Origin of the sequence: Reichenbachiella ulvae (genome assembly GCF_025833875.1) — a bacterium.
Lineage (GTDB): Bacteria > Bacteroidota > Bacteroidia > Cytophagales > Cyclobacteriaceae > Reichenbachiella > Reichenbachiella ulvae.
The window spans coordinates 2,711,834-2,730,067 of record NZ_JAOYOD010000001.1; the positions used below are offsets into that span (position 1 = coordinate 2,711,834).

Here is an 18,234-nt window from a genome sequence, read left to right on the forward strand (position 1 = left end):
AAATCCAGCCATTTCGGAACTAAAAAACGACTACAATTCCCCACCTCTTCTGGCGTACTAGCCTGAAAAAGGAGGAAAATCCAGTACTCGAAAGAAAAGTGGGGCAAGGTGGGAGAAGGTGAAAGACCTAAGCAGAAAAGGGTGAAACGGTGGTAAAATCAGGAGTAAAAATCAGGAAATGCTAGTCGATCCTGATGCCAGTAATCCGATTACTCGGAGTAATCGGATTACTCGGAGTAATCGGATTACTCTAGTACACTGAATAGACCTAGTACGCCTCCATGCAAACCGAGGAGATGCCCGTGTAGACTATCGAGACCTCTATACAGAGTACCGAGGGTTTTGTGCAAGGCGTGGAGTGCTTTGTGCAAATCATCGAGAATAGTTTGCAGACCTGGATGCATTCTATGCATGGAGTCGAGGGCTTTGTGCCGTCTATCGAGTATGCTATGTACGGCGAGGGGCGCTTTGTGTAGAATTCTGAGCTCAATGTGCAAATACTGGAAATAATCACCTGGTGGCGAATCGGGGTCTCAGTAGTGACCAAGAACAGTTAATAATCGAGAATCCAGTAATCAGGTTACTTGAAGTAACCTGATTACTTTAGCATCATTTCCACTCGGTCGCATTTCCCTGTTCTTTAAGCTCAACCAAGGCAGGGTCTCTAACTCGGGTGAGAGAAGAAGATAGCCAACCGGGTCAGAGCCCAAGCAGCAATCTCCCTGTTTAAATTCTCCCTTCGGAAGACTTAAAACAACTGCAAATCAACCTAACTGCTGGCAGGATATATTGAATTGTATTTGCAATCTACAACTAGTGGAGGCAAAGCAGCATCACAGTGATTTCACAAAAATTCCATAACGAAAGAGCCATCTTTCTGGCCGAACAAAACGGACTATCGGCCGTCGGGTTCAATGCTCGGGACTTGTCCTCCAACTATGGACGCAAAACTCACCTGAGAGAATATCTGGCACGTGCCAAGGCTGTTCTGGATATCTGCCTGGGCGTTGAACCCAAATTTCTCGGAGACAAAATTGAAATTAAGTGAGGGGAAATTAGCATCCACTAATCGGGATGCCATTTCGGTAGATATAGCAGTACCGAGTTCTTTCCGCTATATTTAGAGGTATATACTAGACCCGATAGCCAATATCAACTATGAAAACAATGACTTGCAAACAACTAGGCGGTGCCTGTGATCTGGAATTTCACGCCGAATCCTTCGAGCAAATGGCCGAATTGAGCAAACAACATGGCATGGACATGTATCAAAAGAAAGATCCTAAACATCTTGCCGCTATGGGAGAGATGCAGGAATTGATGCAAAACCCTGAAGCCATGCAGGCGTGGTTTGAGAGCAAAAAGAAAGAATTTGAGGCACTGCCTGATGGCAATTAATGACAGTACAAAAGCTTTACATCAATCATCGACGGAACTCCAATGCCATGAGGGTTTCAGTGATGATTATTTAATTGGTAGATCTAGCCTTCTACTCTAAAAGCTGCCTCTTTGAATGCTAAACCTGATATTCCATTTTCCTCTAATGCATTTTTCAATTTATTAGACACATAAATAGCCGAGTCTAGATAGGGAATAAAAAACATGTCCAAGTTAAAATCTGAAGTTAGAATTTTTTCTTCAACATGTACACTCCCCATATTCCCAACTACATTCTTCTTGAATTGAATGAGTTCCTCAGAAGAACCACAAGTAAACCACCCCTTCCTAACTCCAAACTGTCTGTAATAGAAAGAAGATTGACTATAATTCAACCAATCTACTTCTTCAATGCTACCAAGAAAGCTCAGCCAGTAATATGGAGTCTTTGAATCTGATTCTACAGGGATAATTTGCTTTTCCATCAATTTATAATTGGAAAGTACCTTGAGCAATCTTTGGCTAACCAATAGCCCAGTTGCAGAAATTGTTGTCTGAGACAAACAATCCGTTTCTTCTGCCCCACCCTCCATTCTCATCTTGAGTTTCTCTGAGCCAGTAAGAACTATCTCATTGCTAATTTGATGTGCAAACTCCTGGTTGAGGAATATTGCCTGAGGATAAATATGGGGTGACGCTCTAACTAATGAATAATAGTCCACTCAGTATTAATTAAATATTCAAATATAAATTATTCTGATCTCATAACTATTTCCCATTCATCCAACATGGAAGCCTGCTTTTAAGATTTAGCAAGTTGAAACTCTGGTTACACCTAGACCTGTCAAAATGATGGGGTTGTTCACAATGCTGTAACAAAAAGGTTGATCAAGTTTTATTAATTGGACATTTTTAGCCAATGAACACCTTGTTTCTCCATCCGTTCTCTATTTGCATAGCTCAATGGAAGGGCCTAGTTTTAGCACACTATGACTAAACAAAAAATCTTCCAATTACTGCCCTACTTCGAAAAGGCATTTTTGGCAATCACGGCAGTGGGGTATATCAATCTGCTCATTGGACTGAACTTCCCGATGATTTTAAGTATCGGACTGACAGGACTGGCAGCCACGTTTTTTCTCCATGCCTACAAACCTTTGGATCTAGAGCGACCAAAAGACGAAACCTCGAGTCTAGCCGAACTGCTCGGCACTACTGTCATACCAAAAGTACTTTGGATGAGCGCCTCAGTCTCAACAGTTGGGATCATGTTTTACACCCTAGATTTACCGGGCTACCTCAATATGCTGACGATTGGAGGGACCTCCCTATTGATTGGATCAATTGTACTGCTGTTATTGAAAGTTTCGGGAACCAGATATCTAGAAGAGACAGCCTTAGTGCTTTATAGAGCTATACCCATTATGCTTGTTGTTGCCTTTATTCTATTAGTATCGGAGCAAATACTAGGATGACTAGTCATAAAGTACATTCTTGGTCTATTGTACTTTCCTTGCTATTAAGCCTAATTGGAATCATCTTCATCATCATAGGCCAATACAAGTTAGGGCTAGCCTATCAATATGCCGATGGTAAAACCCAGGCACTCTATGGAGTAAAGGTTTTTTTAATGGGAAGCCAATGGCTTTGGTTTGGGCTTTTTGCTTTGATATTCTCTGTCATTTCAATGATTCGAAAGGAAAAAAGGATTCATATACTCATCTCCCTTATTCTCGCCCTAATCGAAATAATCCTGCCTTTTTCTAATCTTTGGAAGTTTTGGGCTTAAAACAACCTAACCATAGTTAAAACTGATATGGCCTTTTTCAACCACAGAAACAGAATTATTATTGGATTAATGGTGGTGTTCTTCCTCCAGCTTTACTCTGAGTTTCACATTGAGAATTTAAAAGAAACCGTCATTTCGAAAATCCCTCATGAATATCACCTTGTTCCTGTCATCTTCTTTTCGACCGTACTTTTCTATTTCATAGCCATCAAAAATTATCGAATAAGTTCTATCCTATCCACACTAATTCATGCACCTATTTCAGGTATTTCAATCATAGTTTTCGTCTTTATGATAAATATAAATCTCGGTGATTGGGAATGGCTATGGCACCCTTTGCTTTGCTCCCTATTGGTTTGGATATCGTATGAACTATTCAGAAAACTAATAAACCAACCTGATTCTCATTACTAACTATCATCACCATTCCCCACTTTTGCTTTCCCCAACCGAACTCCCTACCTTTAATTGACGTATCGTGCATGAAAACAAATTGCACAAACACAGATTCACCCAAAACAACAGCCATGAAATACAAAGTCTTCCCTTGCCTCCTCGTCATTGTTTTATTTTCCTTAATTGCCTGTCAGCCCGAAGAGCCACAGTACGTCTTTTCTATTGAAGGCAAAGTGCCAAACCTCTATCCAGGCCAGGTACTTTTGACCCAAGCCACGGACATCAACCAAAAGGAGTTCGAGGTAATAGACACCCTATCCATTGCCCCTGACAGCAGCTTTCAGGCCAGCTACAACCTGGAGCCTCATTACTATGTTTTAAATTTTTATGACTCTCTAAAAGTCCCTTTCATAGCAGATTCAGGTCAGCAGATCAAGATAGAGTTCCCGACTGACGGAAGAGCCATTGTCTCAGGTTCGCCAGACACCGAACGCTTCGAACAGTACGAAAAATTCAGGAATGACATCCTAAAACAAACGGTCTATCCTCTCCGTGGACAGCTCTACTCCATGCTCGGTCAGAACGATCCCAACCTTGGACCCCAAATCGGTGAACTGGGACAGAGATTAGAGGCAGCAGAAGCAAAATACCGGGACACGCTGATCCATGCCGTAAAGAAAATGGGCCCCTCTATCGCGGTCTATCCTACCACGGTCCGTTGGAATGGCGACAAAGACATGGCCTACTATGACCAACTGGCTTCAGAGCTTTCCCAAAAATACGACGGCCTAAAAGTAGCTGAAGAGATCAACGAAAAGGTCCGTGTATTGAAGCAGGTATCTATCGGAGGCAAGGTGAGCGATATCGTGGCTCAGGACAGCACAGGCACAGAACTGACACTCTATTCCAACCTGGGTAAATACACCTTGATTGACTTTTGGGGCAGCTGGTGTGCGCCTTGCCGAGCCGAAAGCCAATCTCTCAACGAAATGTACAGTCAATACCACGATGCTGGATTCGAAATCTTTGGCTTTGGGGTAGAAACTAGAAAAGACAAATGGGCGCAGGCCATCCAAAAAGACAACAGGAACTGGATCAACGTGTCCACGCTAGACGGATACAAGAATGAGGTCTCGAAGGAGTACTCCATCACCTCCCTACCCAAAAACTTCCTGGTGGACGAAAACGGCATCATCATAGGTAAAGACCTACACGGAGAGGAATTGGCAGCAAAACTGGCGGAGTTGTTTTCTGGGATTTAGAGTAAATCGTTCAACGAATCTGTCTCAAAAGGTTCAATTAATTGAATTTGTCACATTGAGCCAAGTCGCCCGCCTGCCGGACGGTCAGGAAATGTACCTTTGAAAGGTAGAATCAATGTTTCGACGGTGCTACCAATGACGTGTTAGTAAAACTTGTGTTTTTTGATCTGTGGATCACCTCAGGTTCCTCCTTTCGTTGGAAGAACAGAACTGTTTAGTTTTTTCTATCGCAAATGCTAGCATATGCCACAGTCGTTGTGTCATTCCGACGCAGGAGGAATCTATGCGACAAATGCAAATCCGACAGTTTTTTAAAGACACTAAAATAATTTGCGTTTCTTGATCTGAGGATCGCTTATAGATCTCTCCCTCTGGTCGAGATGACACAACAGTTTTAGCTTTTGAATTGCTACCACCTATGACCCCATCAGCTTTCGTCATTCCATTTTGTGCGGTTGGGTACCAAATGTTAGGTCTCAACATGACAATACGATGCTTTTGAGACAGATTCATTGTCATCACTCCATCCGATCCAAATACTCCCCCAACTCCGTCAGGGTACTAATAGGCCCTGCCACTACGAACAGATTGGCCATACTGGGAGGCACATTCCCAGCAGGATCTCCTTTGAACTGATGTAGCACTTCTGTTCCCTGTTCCTTAGGTTTCAATATCCAAATCCCCTCTGATACCGGCATCCGTACGACCCCATCTATTTCTTCGCGTGCTGTGGCATTCCGCATATAGCTCAGGCGAATCTCCTCCTCTGTTCTTTGAATCGTCAAATCCAGCACTGCATCGCGATTGCTAAAGGGAAAAGGCATGGCCAACTCCAGATAGTAGGTCATAGTACTATCCGACTGCTTCTCCAGCAGCTCAGCCTTTTCGCAATGGTCGTACCACTGCCGATAATGTTCAAAATCCAAAAGTGCCTTTAGCACCTCCCCCGGATCAGCCTGAACCCATCCCGTGGCACGAAACTCCTTGACCGGAGAGAGCTCCGAAGAACGCGTATATACCTTGATCCCATCTTCTGTTTTGGCATATTGCCAGTCCTGAGCCAGCCCTAATACAGGTAAGCTGCCCAGCACAATCCATGTGAACACTCTAATCATGATCTGCGGTGGCCAGACCTTGAGTAGACGAAAGCTCCTTTGTAATCAAGCGTGCGTGGATCACCGCCAGCAGCAGGAAAAATCCAGGGATGTATGGAGGTTTGATCTTCAGCGGTAGCACAGCAGCCGGCACATCTGGGTGCAGGTGTACAAAGATACCCACAGCCATCATGATCACTACCAGAGCCGAGGCAGCCATCTTCGTCCAGTAAATGGCCATCGGCGAAAAGCCCCTCTGAATAAACAAAACAGCAAGAAGTGCGAGTCCCACTGCTAGCTCTCCTGCTATCCCCATGGCATACTCCAGCTCTCCAAATCCACTGCTCGAGATTTGCTCGGCATACCATCCTTTGAAGGGATCGAAAAACTTTAAAAACCCTACCATAAACATCGACACAGCTAGAAATACTGTGATCGATCTGCTTGATTTAATTTTCATCTTGTCTGTGATTTGTTTGATGGAAACAAAGCTAGAATTACGGAAGGGCAAGGACTTGGAGTAAAAGCTCAAAGCCTTGGAGGATTGGCTCAGGACTGGCGGACCTCAGAGGGAGAGTAACCAAATTTGCTCTTGAACAGGCGGGAGAAATAGGCCGGGTCGGAGTAGCCTACCTGATAGGCCACTCTGGCAATGCCCTCTTCGGATACTTGTAGTAGCTCCCTGGCACGCTCCAGCTTCTGGCCATTGAGGTAGTTTTTCGGGCTGTCCCCATAGTGCTTCACAAACTCCCTCTTGAAGGAAGAGAGACTCATGTGACACAGCTCTGCCAACTGGCTAACTGTCAAGTCTGAATAGAGATGCGTCTGGATGACCTCCTGCATGGTAACCTTGCGCGGAGCGAATAGCGCAGAAAACAACTCCAAAATAGATTCGGCATTTCGGGTCTGCACCAGGATCAAAATCAGCTCCTTGATTTTCAGTTCCAACAGCTCGTCGGTGACCAGGGCCGGAGTGTCAAAATAGAAATCCAGACTTTCGATGAACTTGGACAGCGTCAGTTCAGGAAGGATCTTTTGGATATAGGGCGTCTCCTGTCGCTCTCGCAAAAAAGACGGCACTTCGTTTCGGTAAATATCCCGCAACAGCTCGGTAGGCAGATGCACAGCCAATACCTCGCAAGTCTCCGCCTCCGAACCTTGTAGCCAGTCTACGAAATATGTCCCACATTTGAGCAAAACGGATTCATTGGAAGGGAGCGTGATCTTCTGATCTGCCGCATGAAAATGAGCCGGCGATCCATTGACATACAAAAAGCAACCCTCGTCCTCGAAAAGCGCTTCGTATCGAAAGGGAGCCTGAATCCGAATCTTCTCGATCAGGGCCCTGCCCTTGTATTCAAATTTCTGTCTGTGGAGTATCACCGATAGCTACACGAAAATTAAAGATGGAAAGTTCGAATCAGTCTAAGGTCAAACTGTATCCCGCTCTTTTAAGTCTTAGCGCAGCGTGACTTGAAAGCATTGATGATGGCAAGTCTCCAGACTTGTTGGGTTAAAATTGCTAAATTCATAGGATTGACCATCAATCTAAAGCATGAGTGTATCTGGATATCATATAAGAAATCAGGAAGATGGACATTACCTAACATTTGCCATGGTTAAGTCCCAGCCTGTCTGCTGAAAGGGATAGATGGTTTTTTGATCATCAAGTCTGAAGACTTGAATTTATCAGTTAGTTTTAAGTGCCCCTTCGGAACACTTAAAACAGCACGGGCTTTTATTTTTACACCACCAACTTTTGACCAATGATATCATTCTTTCGAAAAAACAGACAAAACTTGCTTGCTACGGGTAAAACTGGAAAGTATCTCAAATATGCAATAGGCGAAATCTTTTTGGTGGTCGTAGGGATATTAATAGCACTGGGGATCGACGGGTGGAATACTGATAGAATAGAGAAAAACAGTCTCAAAAATTATTACAAACGCATCATAGTAGAATTAGAATCAGAGGCCAATAACGCCGAATATCAAAAGAAAAAATTAGACTCACTCATAGATTATAACCAAAGGGCACTTAAGATTATTGATTCCAATAATATTGATTCTTTAATGACACTAAAGAAACTTCTGGGAGCTACCGCTACATCCTGGGGTTTGATTTACGAATTCCCGATCACCCGAGAGTTTATCAATCAGAATTATTTGTCTAAAATTGAAAATGATTCATTAAAACTAGGTTTTGAACTCCTGAACAGTTCATTTCAACATTCTGAAACCTTGAACGATTATAACATTTCGCAGTATGTCAACACCATCGAACCGTTTTTCATTCAACACATCAATTACAGTGAAACCGTTCTGCCAAGATATGCGAAAGGGTTAATTCAGGGAGGGCCCGAAACTCAATATGAAGACTTGCTGAACAATCTTGAATTATGGAATATCATTACTTTCAAACTTGAATCTTTAATTACCGAGTCGGGTAATTTGGGCAACACCATTCAAGTTTTAGACTTCTTGAAGAAGCAATTAAAAAAAGAGATAGAAAGTTAAAACAGGTCTGATTCATGGCTTTAGGGTCTATAATCTCGCATCTATCTAACTTCGTTTTGTAATATTCAAAAGGATTGCTCTGCTCTTTTAAGTCTTAGCGAAGCGTGACTTGAAAGCATAGATGATGGCAAGTCTCCAGACTTGTTGGGTTAAAATTGCTAAATTCATAGGATTGACCATCAATCTAAAGCATGAGTACATCTGGCTATCAAATAAGAAATCAGAAAGATAGACATTACCTAACATTTGCCATGGTGAAGTCCCAGCCTGTCTGCTGAAAGGGATAGATGGTTTTTTGATCATCAAGTCTGAAGACTTGAATTTATCAGTTAGTTTTAAGTGCCCCTTCGGAACACTTAAAACAGCGGGGATAGACAAAAAGAGCAAACTTCATGAAACTACTTTTGACATTTTTACTCTCACTTTCACTTCTTAACGGGTTGTCCGCCCAGGATCAAGCAATACTTGAAATAAGGAAACTCTATAACGAAACTCAGATTAATAAGGATAGTTATTCTCGAACGACTCAAAATGATTTTGAAAACTCCTCCGAAGGTGGAGAGATTACTGCTTTCAAAGATGTCAATGGAATAAGGTTGATCGAAACAATCTATTACGGCCACCTCGGTAAGAGCGAAAACGAATATTACTTCGCTGAGGGTCAGCTGTATTTCGCTTTTGTCAAAAATTATCGCTACAACGCACCTCCAACTCAACCTGAATATGACCACACTAAAACAACAAAAGAGGAATATCGCTACTACTTTTGGAACAACAATATGATTCGCTGCATCCAGCCAGACGGAACGTATATGAATACAAATACAGAAGATTTTGAATATCACAAACAGCGCATATCATCACTTGCAGATATAGCTATGGAGCAGATTGACTAAAATAAGGTTGCATCAACTACCTCACACCTATCTGCATCAAGACTAGTCTACGAAGACATTTGCAATCTGATAATTTTATTAGTCTCCCAATAGTACGATCTTTGATTAAGCAACAGCAGTAGCATGAGCCAATTAATTCTTGAATCGACGATAACATGTCCTAAGTGTGGGCACCAAAAAACGGAAACCATGCCCACCGATGCTTGTCAGTACTTTTATGAATGTGCCAACTGCCATGAGGTGCTCAAACCAAAGCAGGGAGACTGCTGTGTGTACTGCAGCTATGGCTCTGCAAAGTGCCCTCCCATCCAACAGCAAAGCAACTGTTGCGGATAACCGTACGTCCGTTTTTACTTCAAAGGAAACTCCATCTGGTCTTAGCGTCCGCTAAGACCTAAGCCTACGATCACTTCAAAGGAAAACTAAAAATCCCCTTCAGCTTAGGAAAACGCAGCAACGCCCCGATCCACACCAGCATCAGGACGATCAAGGCAAACCATAGATGTGAGGTGGGTGAAGCCTCGGTGCGAAAATTAGAAGCAAGTGCACCGCCGAGATAGCCCGTCATCATAAACAAGCCCAGCACCGTGGTACGTGGGATAAGGTAGAGCAAACCAGCAGCCAGCCCCAACACCCCGATGGCATTGTAGTCACTCTCTTGATAGCCAATATTGCTCAACAACTCCACCATGATGGGATGCTTGACGAACTTCATCACCGCATCGAACACCATCAGAACGGCTACCGCCCATGATATGATCACTCCTGTTATTTTCATATTCCTTCAGTTTGTTATTCCTACGACTAAACTGTTTTCCAGTTTCCGCTAAGCGCTCCAAAAAGTAACTTCATCTAACTATATAAAGATAAGGGGATAATGGATGGTTTCAATACTCTACTGGCGCGAACTTGAGAAAGCGACACTCGATAGAATCAACTGAAATCAAAAAAGCCCCGGGATACCCCGAGGCTTTGTCATTTCTTGTCTGGTGAGGATTACTTCACCAAAAGGAATTTGAAGGTCATTGGAGTCTCCAATGTCACGTCAGTTCCTTTAGGGTTGAACAGGATCACCTGTACGTTGGCATCTCCGCTACCATCGATACTCTGTAGGTAAGCAGACAGGATCACTCCTTTCAGGTCCTTGTCAGCAGATACCAGAAAGATATCTCCCATCACGAAAGGCTTGTCTGGCGATGGAGTTACTTTCAGGCTGTTAGGCGAGTACCATGCCTCACCTGCAGAGATCGTACCGTTGCTACCTACCGGGATGGTAAAGCTACCATCAGAATCCACTCCTACCGGAGGAGAAGAGATTTCGATACCTCCTGGTGTATTGGTGATATCCACACCAGTACCAGCCGTCAGAGTAGTCAACTGAAAGTTGCCGTTGGTACCGTCACCTACCAGCACCTGACCATCTGTAACTGTCGACGCATCTAGTCCAGTACCGCCATTTGCTACGCCCAATTGATTAGTTACTTTGGTAGTCAGATCGATGGTATTGTCAGCGATATCCACATTGTCGATGGTAGCGTCCAGGATCTCGTCGCTAGTTACAGCACCTGTGCTGATGTCCTCCGCCAGGATTTCCTCATTTAGAATCTTCTCAGTAGTGATCGCATCGTCGGCGATATCATCTGTGTAGAAAGAGTAAGGTACAGACTGAAACTTCTCAATGCTCACTGTTCTGAAAGCCTCTCCCACCAAAGCAATCTCTACTTTGAGGAACTGATCTGCATCGATCCATGGAATATCCAACAGTCGTGTGTAAGTGCTCTCGCCTGTAGTCGTCCCCTGTCCGATCACCAATGAGAACAGACCATCTGCATCTGTGATGGTATTGGCAGTTTCCTGATATTCGATCACTGCGTCATCAGCAGCTCCTTTTTGGATGGTAAAACGCACTTCGATTTCTTCTTCGAATAGCGGTTTTGCTTCTATGTCTTTGCCGACGATCTCTTGTGCATTAGCTGCGAGTGCTACTGCCTGATAGTTGATTCCGTCGAGGTTTCCGATTCTTTGTGCCAACAGGTTGTGAGCAAAAAAAGAAAGAAGGATGAGTGTATATATCTTTAATTTCATCTTTGTATCTGTTTAAGGATTATTGAATGGTAAAGGCTAGTCCGAGTGTGAAAGCATATCCTACATTGTAGGAGTTTTGCCCGTTGTCTTCTGACTCCAGGTTTTTCAATCCCTGAATCATGCTGAACTCACCGTAAAGCGTCACGAAATCTGAAGCGACAAACTGCACCCCAGGGGTCAACTGCAATCCAAAATCCCATGCATTGATCTCACCAGATTTTTTGATGTCAAAATCCTCATTGTCCAGTCTTTGGTTGGCCTTTAGCATGTAAGCGGCATAAGGCGAAAGTGTGGCATACACGCCCAACTTGTCCATAGTAATAAATTCGTATCCCGCTCCTACTTGCAGGGTCATGTACTGAAAATCCCAACGGTAGTTGGTCTCATCGATGATGGTCGTCGCACCGGCTCTTCTCATCCCCAGACTCCCTCTAAAGATCCAGCCCATGTCCGTCGTGCGTCTGTAACCGAGGCTGTAAGCACCCGAGTTGATCGCATTGTAGTCCGAGCTACCGAACATGTCAAAGTTTTTGGATGAGTTGCTATCCTGATAGCTAAAAGTAGAAACCACCTGTGATGCATCGATGGTTACACTCTGCTGCGCCATCAGCGGGCTGTTCGCCAACAGGCCCATTGCGCAGATGATTAATGTTTTTATGTATAGATGTTTCATGTCTGTTTATTTGGTAATGATCAATTTAGAAGTGTGTTTTTGATTACTTGAGTTGCGAACGATGAGGAAATACACCCCTTGTCGCCATTCGCTACAGCTGATCTCTGCCCCTTTGAAGCCGTCGAAAGCCTCCTGATAGATCAAGTGTCCATTGATATCCAACACACGGACATCTGCATAGTCCAATCCTCTGTCGCTGGCCAGTGTGATCTGACTGCTAGCAGGGTTAGGATAAAGAGAGACATTGAACTCAAAGTCGGATGAGATGGCCTTGTAGGTCACATTGAAAGTATTGGGCTGCTCAAAGCCCGGCCTCACATGCAAACCATCGACTGTCGAAGTTTGGGTCTGATAGGGTTGGCCTACTGTCTGCCTGACGATTAAGTCCCCAGTCTGCGTACTCGCACTGGCCGAACTGATCGTCTGGCGCTTGATGCTCTGGGCCTGAAGCCCCGAACTCACCAGCAACAGGAACAACACCACTACCCCACCGAGTATCGGTTTTGTTTTTACCATAGTCTGTTTGATTTAATAGATTAAAGTCCATTCACCTGAATGGTCAATCATGGACAAAAGAAAGAAAAGATATAAGGATTACCAGCTAATCAAAGAGCTATGATCGCCGAGACACTAAAAATGGGTAATTCCCTCTAAGTGCTTTTCCTAGTGCTGTTAACTATAGTACTTAGATTCTACTGAATTTTAGGGATGAGTGATTCCATTCACCCTTCCCTAAAAATCAAACTCAACTCAGACATGAGTGAGTAAACCAACCTGTGTAATTCAAGAATTTATTTCAAAACTCACCCCCGCATTTATCGAGCCTCATGGGGATAGACTGGCTCTCTATTTTGAAATTTCAGGATCTCACTTTTTTGTATGACTCCCTGATCCAAATTGATGGCCTCCTGGAGTGTTGCATTAGTCTTCCATGCCTCTTTGCCTTCGAGCAAGGTCGGCAAGTGCACCACCAAAGCGGCTGATATAGACCTACTTGCACTTTCCCATAAGTAGCTAGGTGTATGATCCACCGCGTAGTAGTCTACCTGTTCCACCGAAAACATGGGCGCTTTAAATGTCGTAGGCTTGGCAAAGTAAAAGCCCATTCCTTCGTCACAGCTCACATCTATGATGATGGCGCCTTTCTTCAAACATGACCTTTCGTCGTAGGTCACAAAATCGATGGGATCATTGGTGTCCTGATAGGTTCCATTGATAATGATCTCAGATTCAGAAATTAAATCAGTCAAGGGCCTTTCAGATCCATCGTGTTCTACTACTATCAAGCGTGCCTCGGATGCACTTCCTTTCCTGATACGTACATAGTGCACATCCAATATTTCCTCCCTCACCTCATGATCGGGCCTTTGGATGCAAATAGTTATATCTCTAAAACCATGAGCTTTCAGGGCGTAGATAGCACCTCTACTCACTGCACCAAAACTAAAAATGATCACCTTTCGCTGATTGCCATAGTGACCATCTATGCCCTTCAGTTGCAGCGCGTGGATCACCGCACAATAGCCCGCCATTTCGTTGTTTTTGTAGAAGGTATGTCTGCCGCGTTCGCCACCAGGCGACCAAACAAACATATCCTCAAATGCAATGAGGGTCAACTTCCTGTCGATAGCCGCCTGAGTAATGGCCCGCTGTTGCGCACAGTGAGGGTAGCCCCAAAGTACCCCATTCACCTTCAGTTGCTCCAGATCTGTGAGGACCGGTTTGGCTATGATCGCCGCTCCTATATCCTCCAGTATTTCGTCTCGGGAAGCGATTCCACCAGACAGTCCTTTCATCTCATCATCTCCGACATTGAAAGGTTTTCCATATCCTTTTTCGAATATCAGATGTTTTCTGACCTCCTGAGGAAGCCTAAGCAAATGGTCGGGATGAATAGGCAATCTTCGTTCGCCTTCCTTTTTGGAAGTTCCAATTACACCAAAAGTGTTCATAAAATAGTAGTATAAATTTCGGGCCTGCTCACCAATAGAATGAGCTATGAATCCCTTTTGATGTAGATAACAGGGGAGAGTTGGTGAGCTCATACATCAATGAGTCACCAAACACTAATTCACCAGAATGGTTAATGAATTGATGCGGAGTAGAATGGCTATCTCTCCCCACCAAAGGTAGCACTTAATAACTGCCGCTACTTGATCCCTATGGGTTTTATATATGATGGCTGTTTGAGTCTCCCATATTCAATTAGTGTTTGGAAACATATAACCCATTTTATGTTCATAAAAATTAACAAAATAATAAACATAAATTTCATCACAGGTTGTGATCTATACTTTTGAATCATTTAACTTAGTTATTCAATCAATCCCGTAAAAAAATGAGAAAAAAGACCAATCTCAGGATGGTGCTACTTTTAGTAGCCATCCTTCTTCAATTTCATACCCAGGCACAAAAGAAACCCAATATCCTGATCATATTCCCTGACGATGTAGGCTGGAGCAATGTCAGCGCCTATGGCAATGGCGTGATGGGCTATACCACTCCTAATATCGATCGCATCGCTAAAGAAGGTGTCATGTTTACCGAGCACTATGCCCAACCGTCGTGTACTGCAGGACGGGCTGCACTAATCACTGGCCAATACCCCATCCGAAGTGGCATGACTACTGTGGGTAGACCAGGAGGTGAATTAGGGCTGAAAAAAGAATCTCCTACTTTGGCTGAAGTGCTAAAAGAACAGGGTTATGCCACTGGACAGTTTGGCAAAAACCACCTCGGAGACAGAAACGAGCATTTGCCAACCGTCCATGGATTCGACGAGTTCTTCGGCAATCTTTACCACCTCAACACGCAGGAGGAATACCAGCAAGTAGATTACCCACAAGACCCTGAGTATTTCAAAAAATATGGAACACGTGGCGTACTACATACCTGGGCGACCAAAAAGGATGACCCTACTGTTGATCCAAGATTTGGCCGAGTAGGAAAACAAAAGATAGAAGATACAGGTCAACTGTCTCGCGAAAGAATGAAAACTGTGGATGAAGAGTTCATTGAAGCTTCTTTGGATTTCATGAAGCGAGCCAAAGATGACGACAAGCCTTTCTTCGTATGGCTCAACCCGAGTCGTATGCATATGTTTACGCATCTCAAGGAAGAAAACCGTTACCTGGCAGCTCCATACACTACTGAGCATGACTTCTATGGTAGTGGGATGATGGAGCACGATCAGCATGTAGGAATGGTCCTGGATGAACTGGAAAAAATGGGCGTGCTGGACAATACCATTGTTATTTACTCTACGGACAATGGACCCGAACATAGCGCTCGCACCCATGGTGGCACGACCCCATTCAGGGGCGAAAAGATGACCACTTACGAGGGAGGTGTTCGCGTTCCAATGATGGTCATGTGGAAGGATCAAATCCCGGAAGGAAGAACGCTGCGTGGTATTCAGGCACATATGGATATATTCACCACACTGGCTGCTGCGGCCGGAGTAGACAATGTCGGAGAAAAGATGATCAAAGAGCGCAAGCAGTACATCGATGGTGTCAACAACCTGGATTACTGGACTGGTGATACAGAAGTTAGTGCCAGAAACAACTTCATCTACTATCATGAGTCGGATATTAGAGCCGTTAGAATTAATCAATGGAAGTTGCATTTTCAAACGAGTGAAAACTACTACGCAACCTATGTCAAGCAGAAATTCCCAATCATGTACAACTTGCATTTCGATCCTTACGAAAGCTTTGACAATATCACAGATCGATCTGATATCATACAGCGCAAGCAATTTTTGAACGAGCCGATTCAAGAACTGCTAGGCGAACACATTCAATCCCTGATCGAATACCCACCTGTCCAAAAGGCGGCTACATTTGATTTTAGTGAATTGATGAAACAACTCATGGCTGGCCAGCAATAATATTTCCCCTCCCTTGTCCCTTTTGGGATGAGGGTGGATTTATCTTTCATAGCCATTTCCATTGGCGACTAAGGCGTCAAAGAAGAATAGAAAATTGAAGCCAAACCCATTCATTGGTCACCCAGCAGCCAATTCCCTTCAATAATTTAGCATTCCCCAACCCATATAATTAATAGATTATTCAACTTTGCGCCTCGAAAAAACCGCAACATAGAAAGACCATGATCAACACCCCTGCACAGATTGAGAGCGAAATTGCTGAATTAAGAACTACACTAAGCAACCATAAGCTTTATCAAATCCTGGACGATGTAGAGGACATCAAAGTCTTCATGGAAAACCACGTCTTTGCCGTTTGGGATTTCATGTCTTTGCTCAAGGCGCTTCAGATAAAGTTAACCTGTGTGCAAACCCCATGGATACCCGCCAGCAGCCCGGTGGTGGCTCGTTTCATCAACGAAATCGTACATGGTGAAGAAAGCGACATCAACGAACGAGGTGAGCCCAAAAGTCACTACGAAATGTACCTGGATGCCATGCAACAGATGGGAGCCAGCACCTCCGAGATTCAAGCTTTCCTTCAACACCTGAGGGAAGGAAAAAGCATTGAAGAAGGGCTGAGTATGATCTCTATTGATCAAGCAACGACCGATTTTGTCCGATACACCTTTGACATCATTGCTACTGGCCAAGTGCACAAGATAGCCTCTGCATTCACTTTCGGGCGTGAAGATGTGATTCCAGATATGTTCATCGAGATTCTGAAAAGTGCCGATTCAGACAATCAACAATACAACAAACTGGCCTATTACCTCGAGAGGCATATCGAATTAGATGGTGATGAGCATGGCCCCCTTTCACTTCAAATGATCTCCGAGCTTTGCGGTGATGACGAGCAGAAATGGTCTGAAACACTAGCGGTCGCCAGAGAATCCCTGCAAAAAAGAATCGCCCTCTGGGACGGCATCACTGAGGCCATAGAAAAGAACAAAGATCAGCAGTCACTGGAATTGGCTTGACGAATGAATTCTACCCCCTTTTCAAATTGTAGTACCCTTATCAATCCGCTTTCAACTCCGCCAGTTTCTTTCGACCATAGCGACTGGCCAATGGCATGGCGATGGTGTAGAGAATATAAACGAAACCCGAGATCATGAAGGTGTATTTCCCTCCTACTCGAAAAAGGGCAATGAGTACCGATAGGAAGGGAATGACACCCGACGTAACATTCATGATGATTGAATTTTTGGTCAGGCGAATTTCCAATTCGGAGAGGTCGAGTATTTCTGCTCTATTCAAAGCTCTCTTGTTGAGCCATACAAAGACAAAGAAAATCGCACTTGCTCCCAGACCATAGATTACCATCAGTGTCGGCGTATCCTGTGGGGCGATTGTGTCTGTAAAAATATGATTCAACATGGCCTGATCCTGAGTCAATAAGGCTTGATACAAATTGATGAGCAATCTGAACATAAACTTGAGCGGGTAAGCATAGAAAAGCACCAAAAACATCAGCATGGTATTGATGGCAGTGGTCCCCGCATCACGCAATCCAAACCGGATAAAAAACAAGTAATGCTGGTACCAAATCCACATGAGAATCGCAATCGTACCAGCGAAGGGAAGTAGATCACGAGTAAACTCCATCAGCTCACTGAAATTACTCGGAGGGTCTGAGGACATCAAGAGTAGACCGATGGCTATAGCAAAAATGCCATCACTAAGAGATTCTATTCTGGTGTTCTCCAATCCACGGAGTGTGAATCCTACTTTCTCTTCGTGCTTCTTTATATTCTTTTTCAATTAGTTCCTGGCTTAGGTTTTACAATTATAATATTAATCATAATATGAGAAACGCTTCATAATAGATCTGAATGTATCCAGTTGAATCCCAACTATAACCATTGAAAAGCTACAAAACCCCTATTTTTTCATTACATTAGTATATTAAATCAAACTCAACTTAAACTTTTAATCATTCAAACCATGACATCATTTACAGGAGGTATATTAATCATATTAGGTTTCATCATTTTGATAAAAGGATATCGGAGCATCAAACGAGTAAAAGAATTTAGCCTCATGAATGGTGGCATGAGCTTGTTATATATAGCAACCAGCCTTATTCTTTTAGGCTTCTACATTCAGTAGTCCGCTCCTCGCATCCAAAAAATAAGATGAACAAGTGATTCTTTCTGTAGCTTAAAAAAACTTCCTAAGAGTCTCCTAACAGGATTACTAAGAAAGCCTCGAA

20 protein-coding genes are annotated in these 18,234 nt (G+C 43.6%); 10 read left to right on the top strand and 10 right to left on the bottom strand.

Going from position 1 to position 18,234, the window contains the following annotated elements; genetic code table 11:
• The first annotated feature begins 838 nt into the window (after positions 1-838).
• Positions 839-1,048: a hypothetical protein gene (locus N7U62_RS10710; protein WP_264137963.1), complete on the top strand. Its 210-nt coding sequence runs from the start codon at positions 839-841 to the stop codon at positions 1,046-1,048.
• Between the two features lie 110 nt (positions 1,049-1,158).
• Entirely contained in the window at positions 1,159-1,398 is a 240-nt protein-coding gene (locus tag N7U62_RS10715; protein ID WP_264137964.1) for a DUF1059 domain-containing protein, read from the top strand.
• 83 nt (positions 1,399-1,481) lie between these two features.
• Here the strand turns inward: N7U62_RS10715 and N7U62_RS10720 are convergent, their stop codons facing one another.
• On the bottom strand, positions 1,482-2,099 hold the full coding sequence (locus tag N7U62_RS10720; RefSeq protein ID WP_264137965.1) for a hypothetical protein: 618 nt from the start codon (positions 2,097-2,099) through the stop codon (positions 1,482-1,484).
• 267 nt (positions 2,100-2,366) lie between these two features.
• On the opposite strand from N7U62_RS10720, the gene N7U62_RS10725 reads away from it, so the two are divergent.
• From N7U62_RS10725 to N7U62_RS10735, 3 genes are all read left to right on the top strand, one after another.
• Complete coding sequence (locus tag N7U62_RS10725) at positions 2,367-2,852, top strand: hypothetical protein (protein ID WP_264137966.1); 486 nt, start codon at positions 2,367-2,369, stop codon at positions 2,850-2,852.
• Positions 2,849-3,166 carry a hypothetical protein gene (locus N7U62_RS10730; RefSeq protein WP_264137967.1) on the top strand — a complete coding sequence of 106 codons (318 nt, stop codon included), beginning with the start codon at positions 2,849-2,851 and terminating at the stop codon, positions 3,164-3,166. Before N7U62_RS10725 ends, N7U62_RS10730 begins: the two co-directional genes overlap by 4 nt.
• 527 nt (positions 3,167-3,693) lie before the next feature.
• Positions 3,694-4,824, top strand: coding sequence for a TlpA disulfide reductase family protein (locus tag N7U62_RS10735; protein ID WP_264137968.1), 1,131 nt, complete (start codon positions 3,694-3,696; stop codon positions 4,822-4,824).
• Positions 4,825-5,342: 518 nt separating this feature from the next.
• Here N7U62_RS10735 and N7U62_RS10740 read toward each other — a convergent pair.
• The 3 genes from N7U62_RS10740 to N7U62_RS10750 form a co-directional block, all read right to left on the bottom strand.
• Entirely contained in the window at positions 5,343-5,939 is a 597-nt protein-coding gene (locus N7U62_RS10740) for an START domain-containing protein (protein WP_264137969.1), read from the bottom strand.
• Positions 5,932-6,378, bottom strand: a complete 447-nt coding sequence (locus N7U62_RS10745; RefSeq protein ID WP_264137970.1) for a hypothetical protein — start codon at positions 6,376-6,378, stop codon at positions 5,932-5,934. The genes N7U62_RS10740 and N7U62_RS10745 overlap by 8 nt, the downstream gene beginning before the upstream one ends.
• Positions 6,379-6,467: 89 nt before the next feature.
• Positions 6,468-7,301 carry a helix-turn-helix domain-containing protein gene (locus tag N7U62_RS10750; protein ID WP_264137971.1) on the bottom strand — a complete coding sequence of 278 codons (834 nt, stop codon included), beginning with the start codon at positions 7,299-7,301 and terminating at the stop codon, positions 6,468-6,470.
• Between the two features lie 383 nt (positions 7,302-7,684).
• Between N7U62_RS10750 and N7U62_RS10755 the strand changes: the two genes are divergently transcribed.
• The 3 genes from N7U62_RS10755 to N7U62_RS10765 all read left to right on the top strand — a co-directional run bounded on the left by N7U62_RS10755 (position 7,685) and on the right by N7U62_RS10765 (position 9,666).
• On the top strand, positions 7,685-8,434 hold the full coding sequence (locus N7U62_RS10755; protein WP_264137972.1) for a hypothetical protein: 750 nt from the start codon (positions 7,685-7,687) through the stop codon (positions 8,432-8,434).
• Positions 8,435-8,826: 392 nt separating this feature from the next.
• Positions 8,827-9,330 carry a hypothetical protein gene (locus N7U62_RS10760; protein ID WP_264137973.1) on the top strand — a complete coding sequence of 168 codons (504 nt, stop codon included), beginning with the start codon at positions 8,827-8,829 and terminating at the stop codon, positions 9,328-9,330.
• A 123-nt stretch (positions 9,331-9,453) separates the two neighbouring features.
• A complete protein-coding gene (locus N7U62_RS10765; RefSeq protein WP_264137974.1) occupies positions 9,454-9,666 on the top strand; it encodes a GDCCVxC domain-containing (seleno)protein in 213 nt (70 codons plus the stop codon).
• 70 nt (positions 9,667-9,736) lie between these two features.
• On the opposite strand, the gene N7U62_RS10770 is transcribed toward N7U62_RS10765, so the two are convergent.
• From N7U62_RS10770 to N7U62_RS10790, 5 genes are all read right to left on the bottom strand, one after another.
• Positions 9,737-10,108: a DoxX family protein gene (locus N7U62_RS10770; RefSeq protein WP_264137975.1), complete on the bottom strand. Its 372-nt coding sequence runs from the start codon at positions 10,106-10,108 to the stop codon at positions 9,737-9,739.
• A gap of 218 nt (positions 10,109-10,326) precedes the next feature.
• Positions 10,327-11,415, bottom strand: coding sequence for a hypothetical protein (locus N7U62_RS10775; protein WP_264137976.1), 1,089 nt, complete (start codon positions 11,413-11,415; stop codon positions 10,327-10,329).
• A 19-nt stretch (positions 11,416-11,434) separates the two neighbouring features.
• The gene (locus tag N7U62_RS10780) at positions 11,435-12,088 is read right to left on the bottom strand and encodes a putative outer membrane beta-barrel protein (RefSeq protein WP_264137977.1); all 654 of its coding nucleotides are present in this window, start codon (positions 12,086-12,088) and stop codon (positions 11,435-11,437) included.
• Between the two features lie 6 nt (positions 12,089-12,094).
• Positions 12,095-12,604, bottom strand: a complete 510-nt coding sequence (locus N7U62_RS10785) for a T9SS type A sorting domain-containing protein (RefSeq protein ID WP_264137978.1) — start codon at positions 12,602-12,604, stop codon at positions 12,095-12,097.
• A gap of 299 nt (positions 12,605-12,903) precedes the next feature.
• Entirely contained in the window at positions 12,904-14,040 is a 1,137-nt protein-coding gene (locus N7U62_RS10790) for a N(5)-(carboxyethyl)ornithine synthase (protein ID WP_264137979.1), read from the bottom strand.
• A gap of 386 nt (positions 14,041-14,426) precedes the next feature.
• On the opposite strand from N7U62_RS10790, the gene N7U62_RS10795 reads away from it, so the two are divergent.
• Complete coding sequence (locus N7U62_RS10795; RefSeq protein ID WP_264137980.1) at positions 14,427-15,980, top strand: arylsulfatase; 1,554 nt, start codon at positions 14,427-14,429, stop codon at positions 15,978-15,980.
• A gap of 221 nt (positions 15,981-16,201) precedes the next feature.
• Positions 16,202-16,999: a DUF3050 domain-containing protein gene (locus N7U62_RS10800; RefSeq protein ID WP_264137981.1), complete on the top strand. Its 798-nt coding sequence runs from the start codon at positions 16,202-16,204 to the stop codon at positions 16,997-16,999.
• Between the two features lie 40 nt (positions 17,000-17,039).
• Here N7U62_RS10800 and N7U62_RS10805 read toward each other — a convergent pair whose 3' ends face one another.
• Entirely contained in the window at positions 17,040-17,783 is a 744-nt protein-coding gene (locus N7U62_RS10805) for a TMEM175 family protein (RefSeq protein WP_264137982.1), read from the bottom strand.
• Between the last annotated feature and the right edge of the window lie 451 nt (positions 17,784-18,234).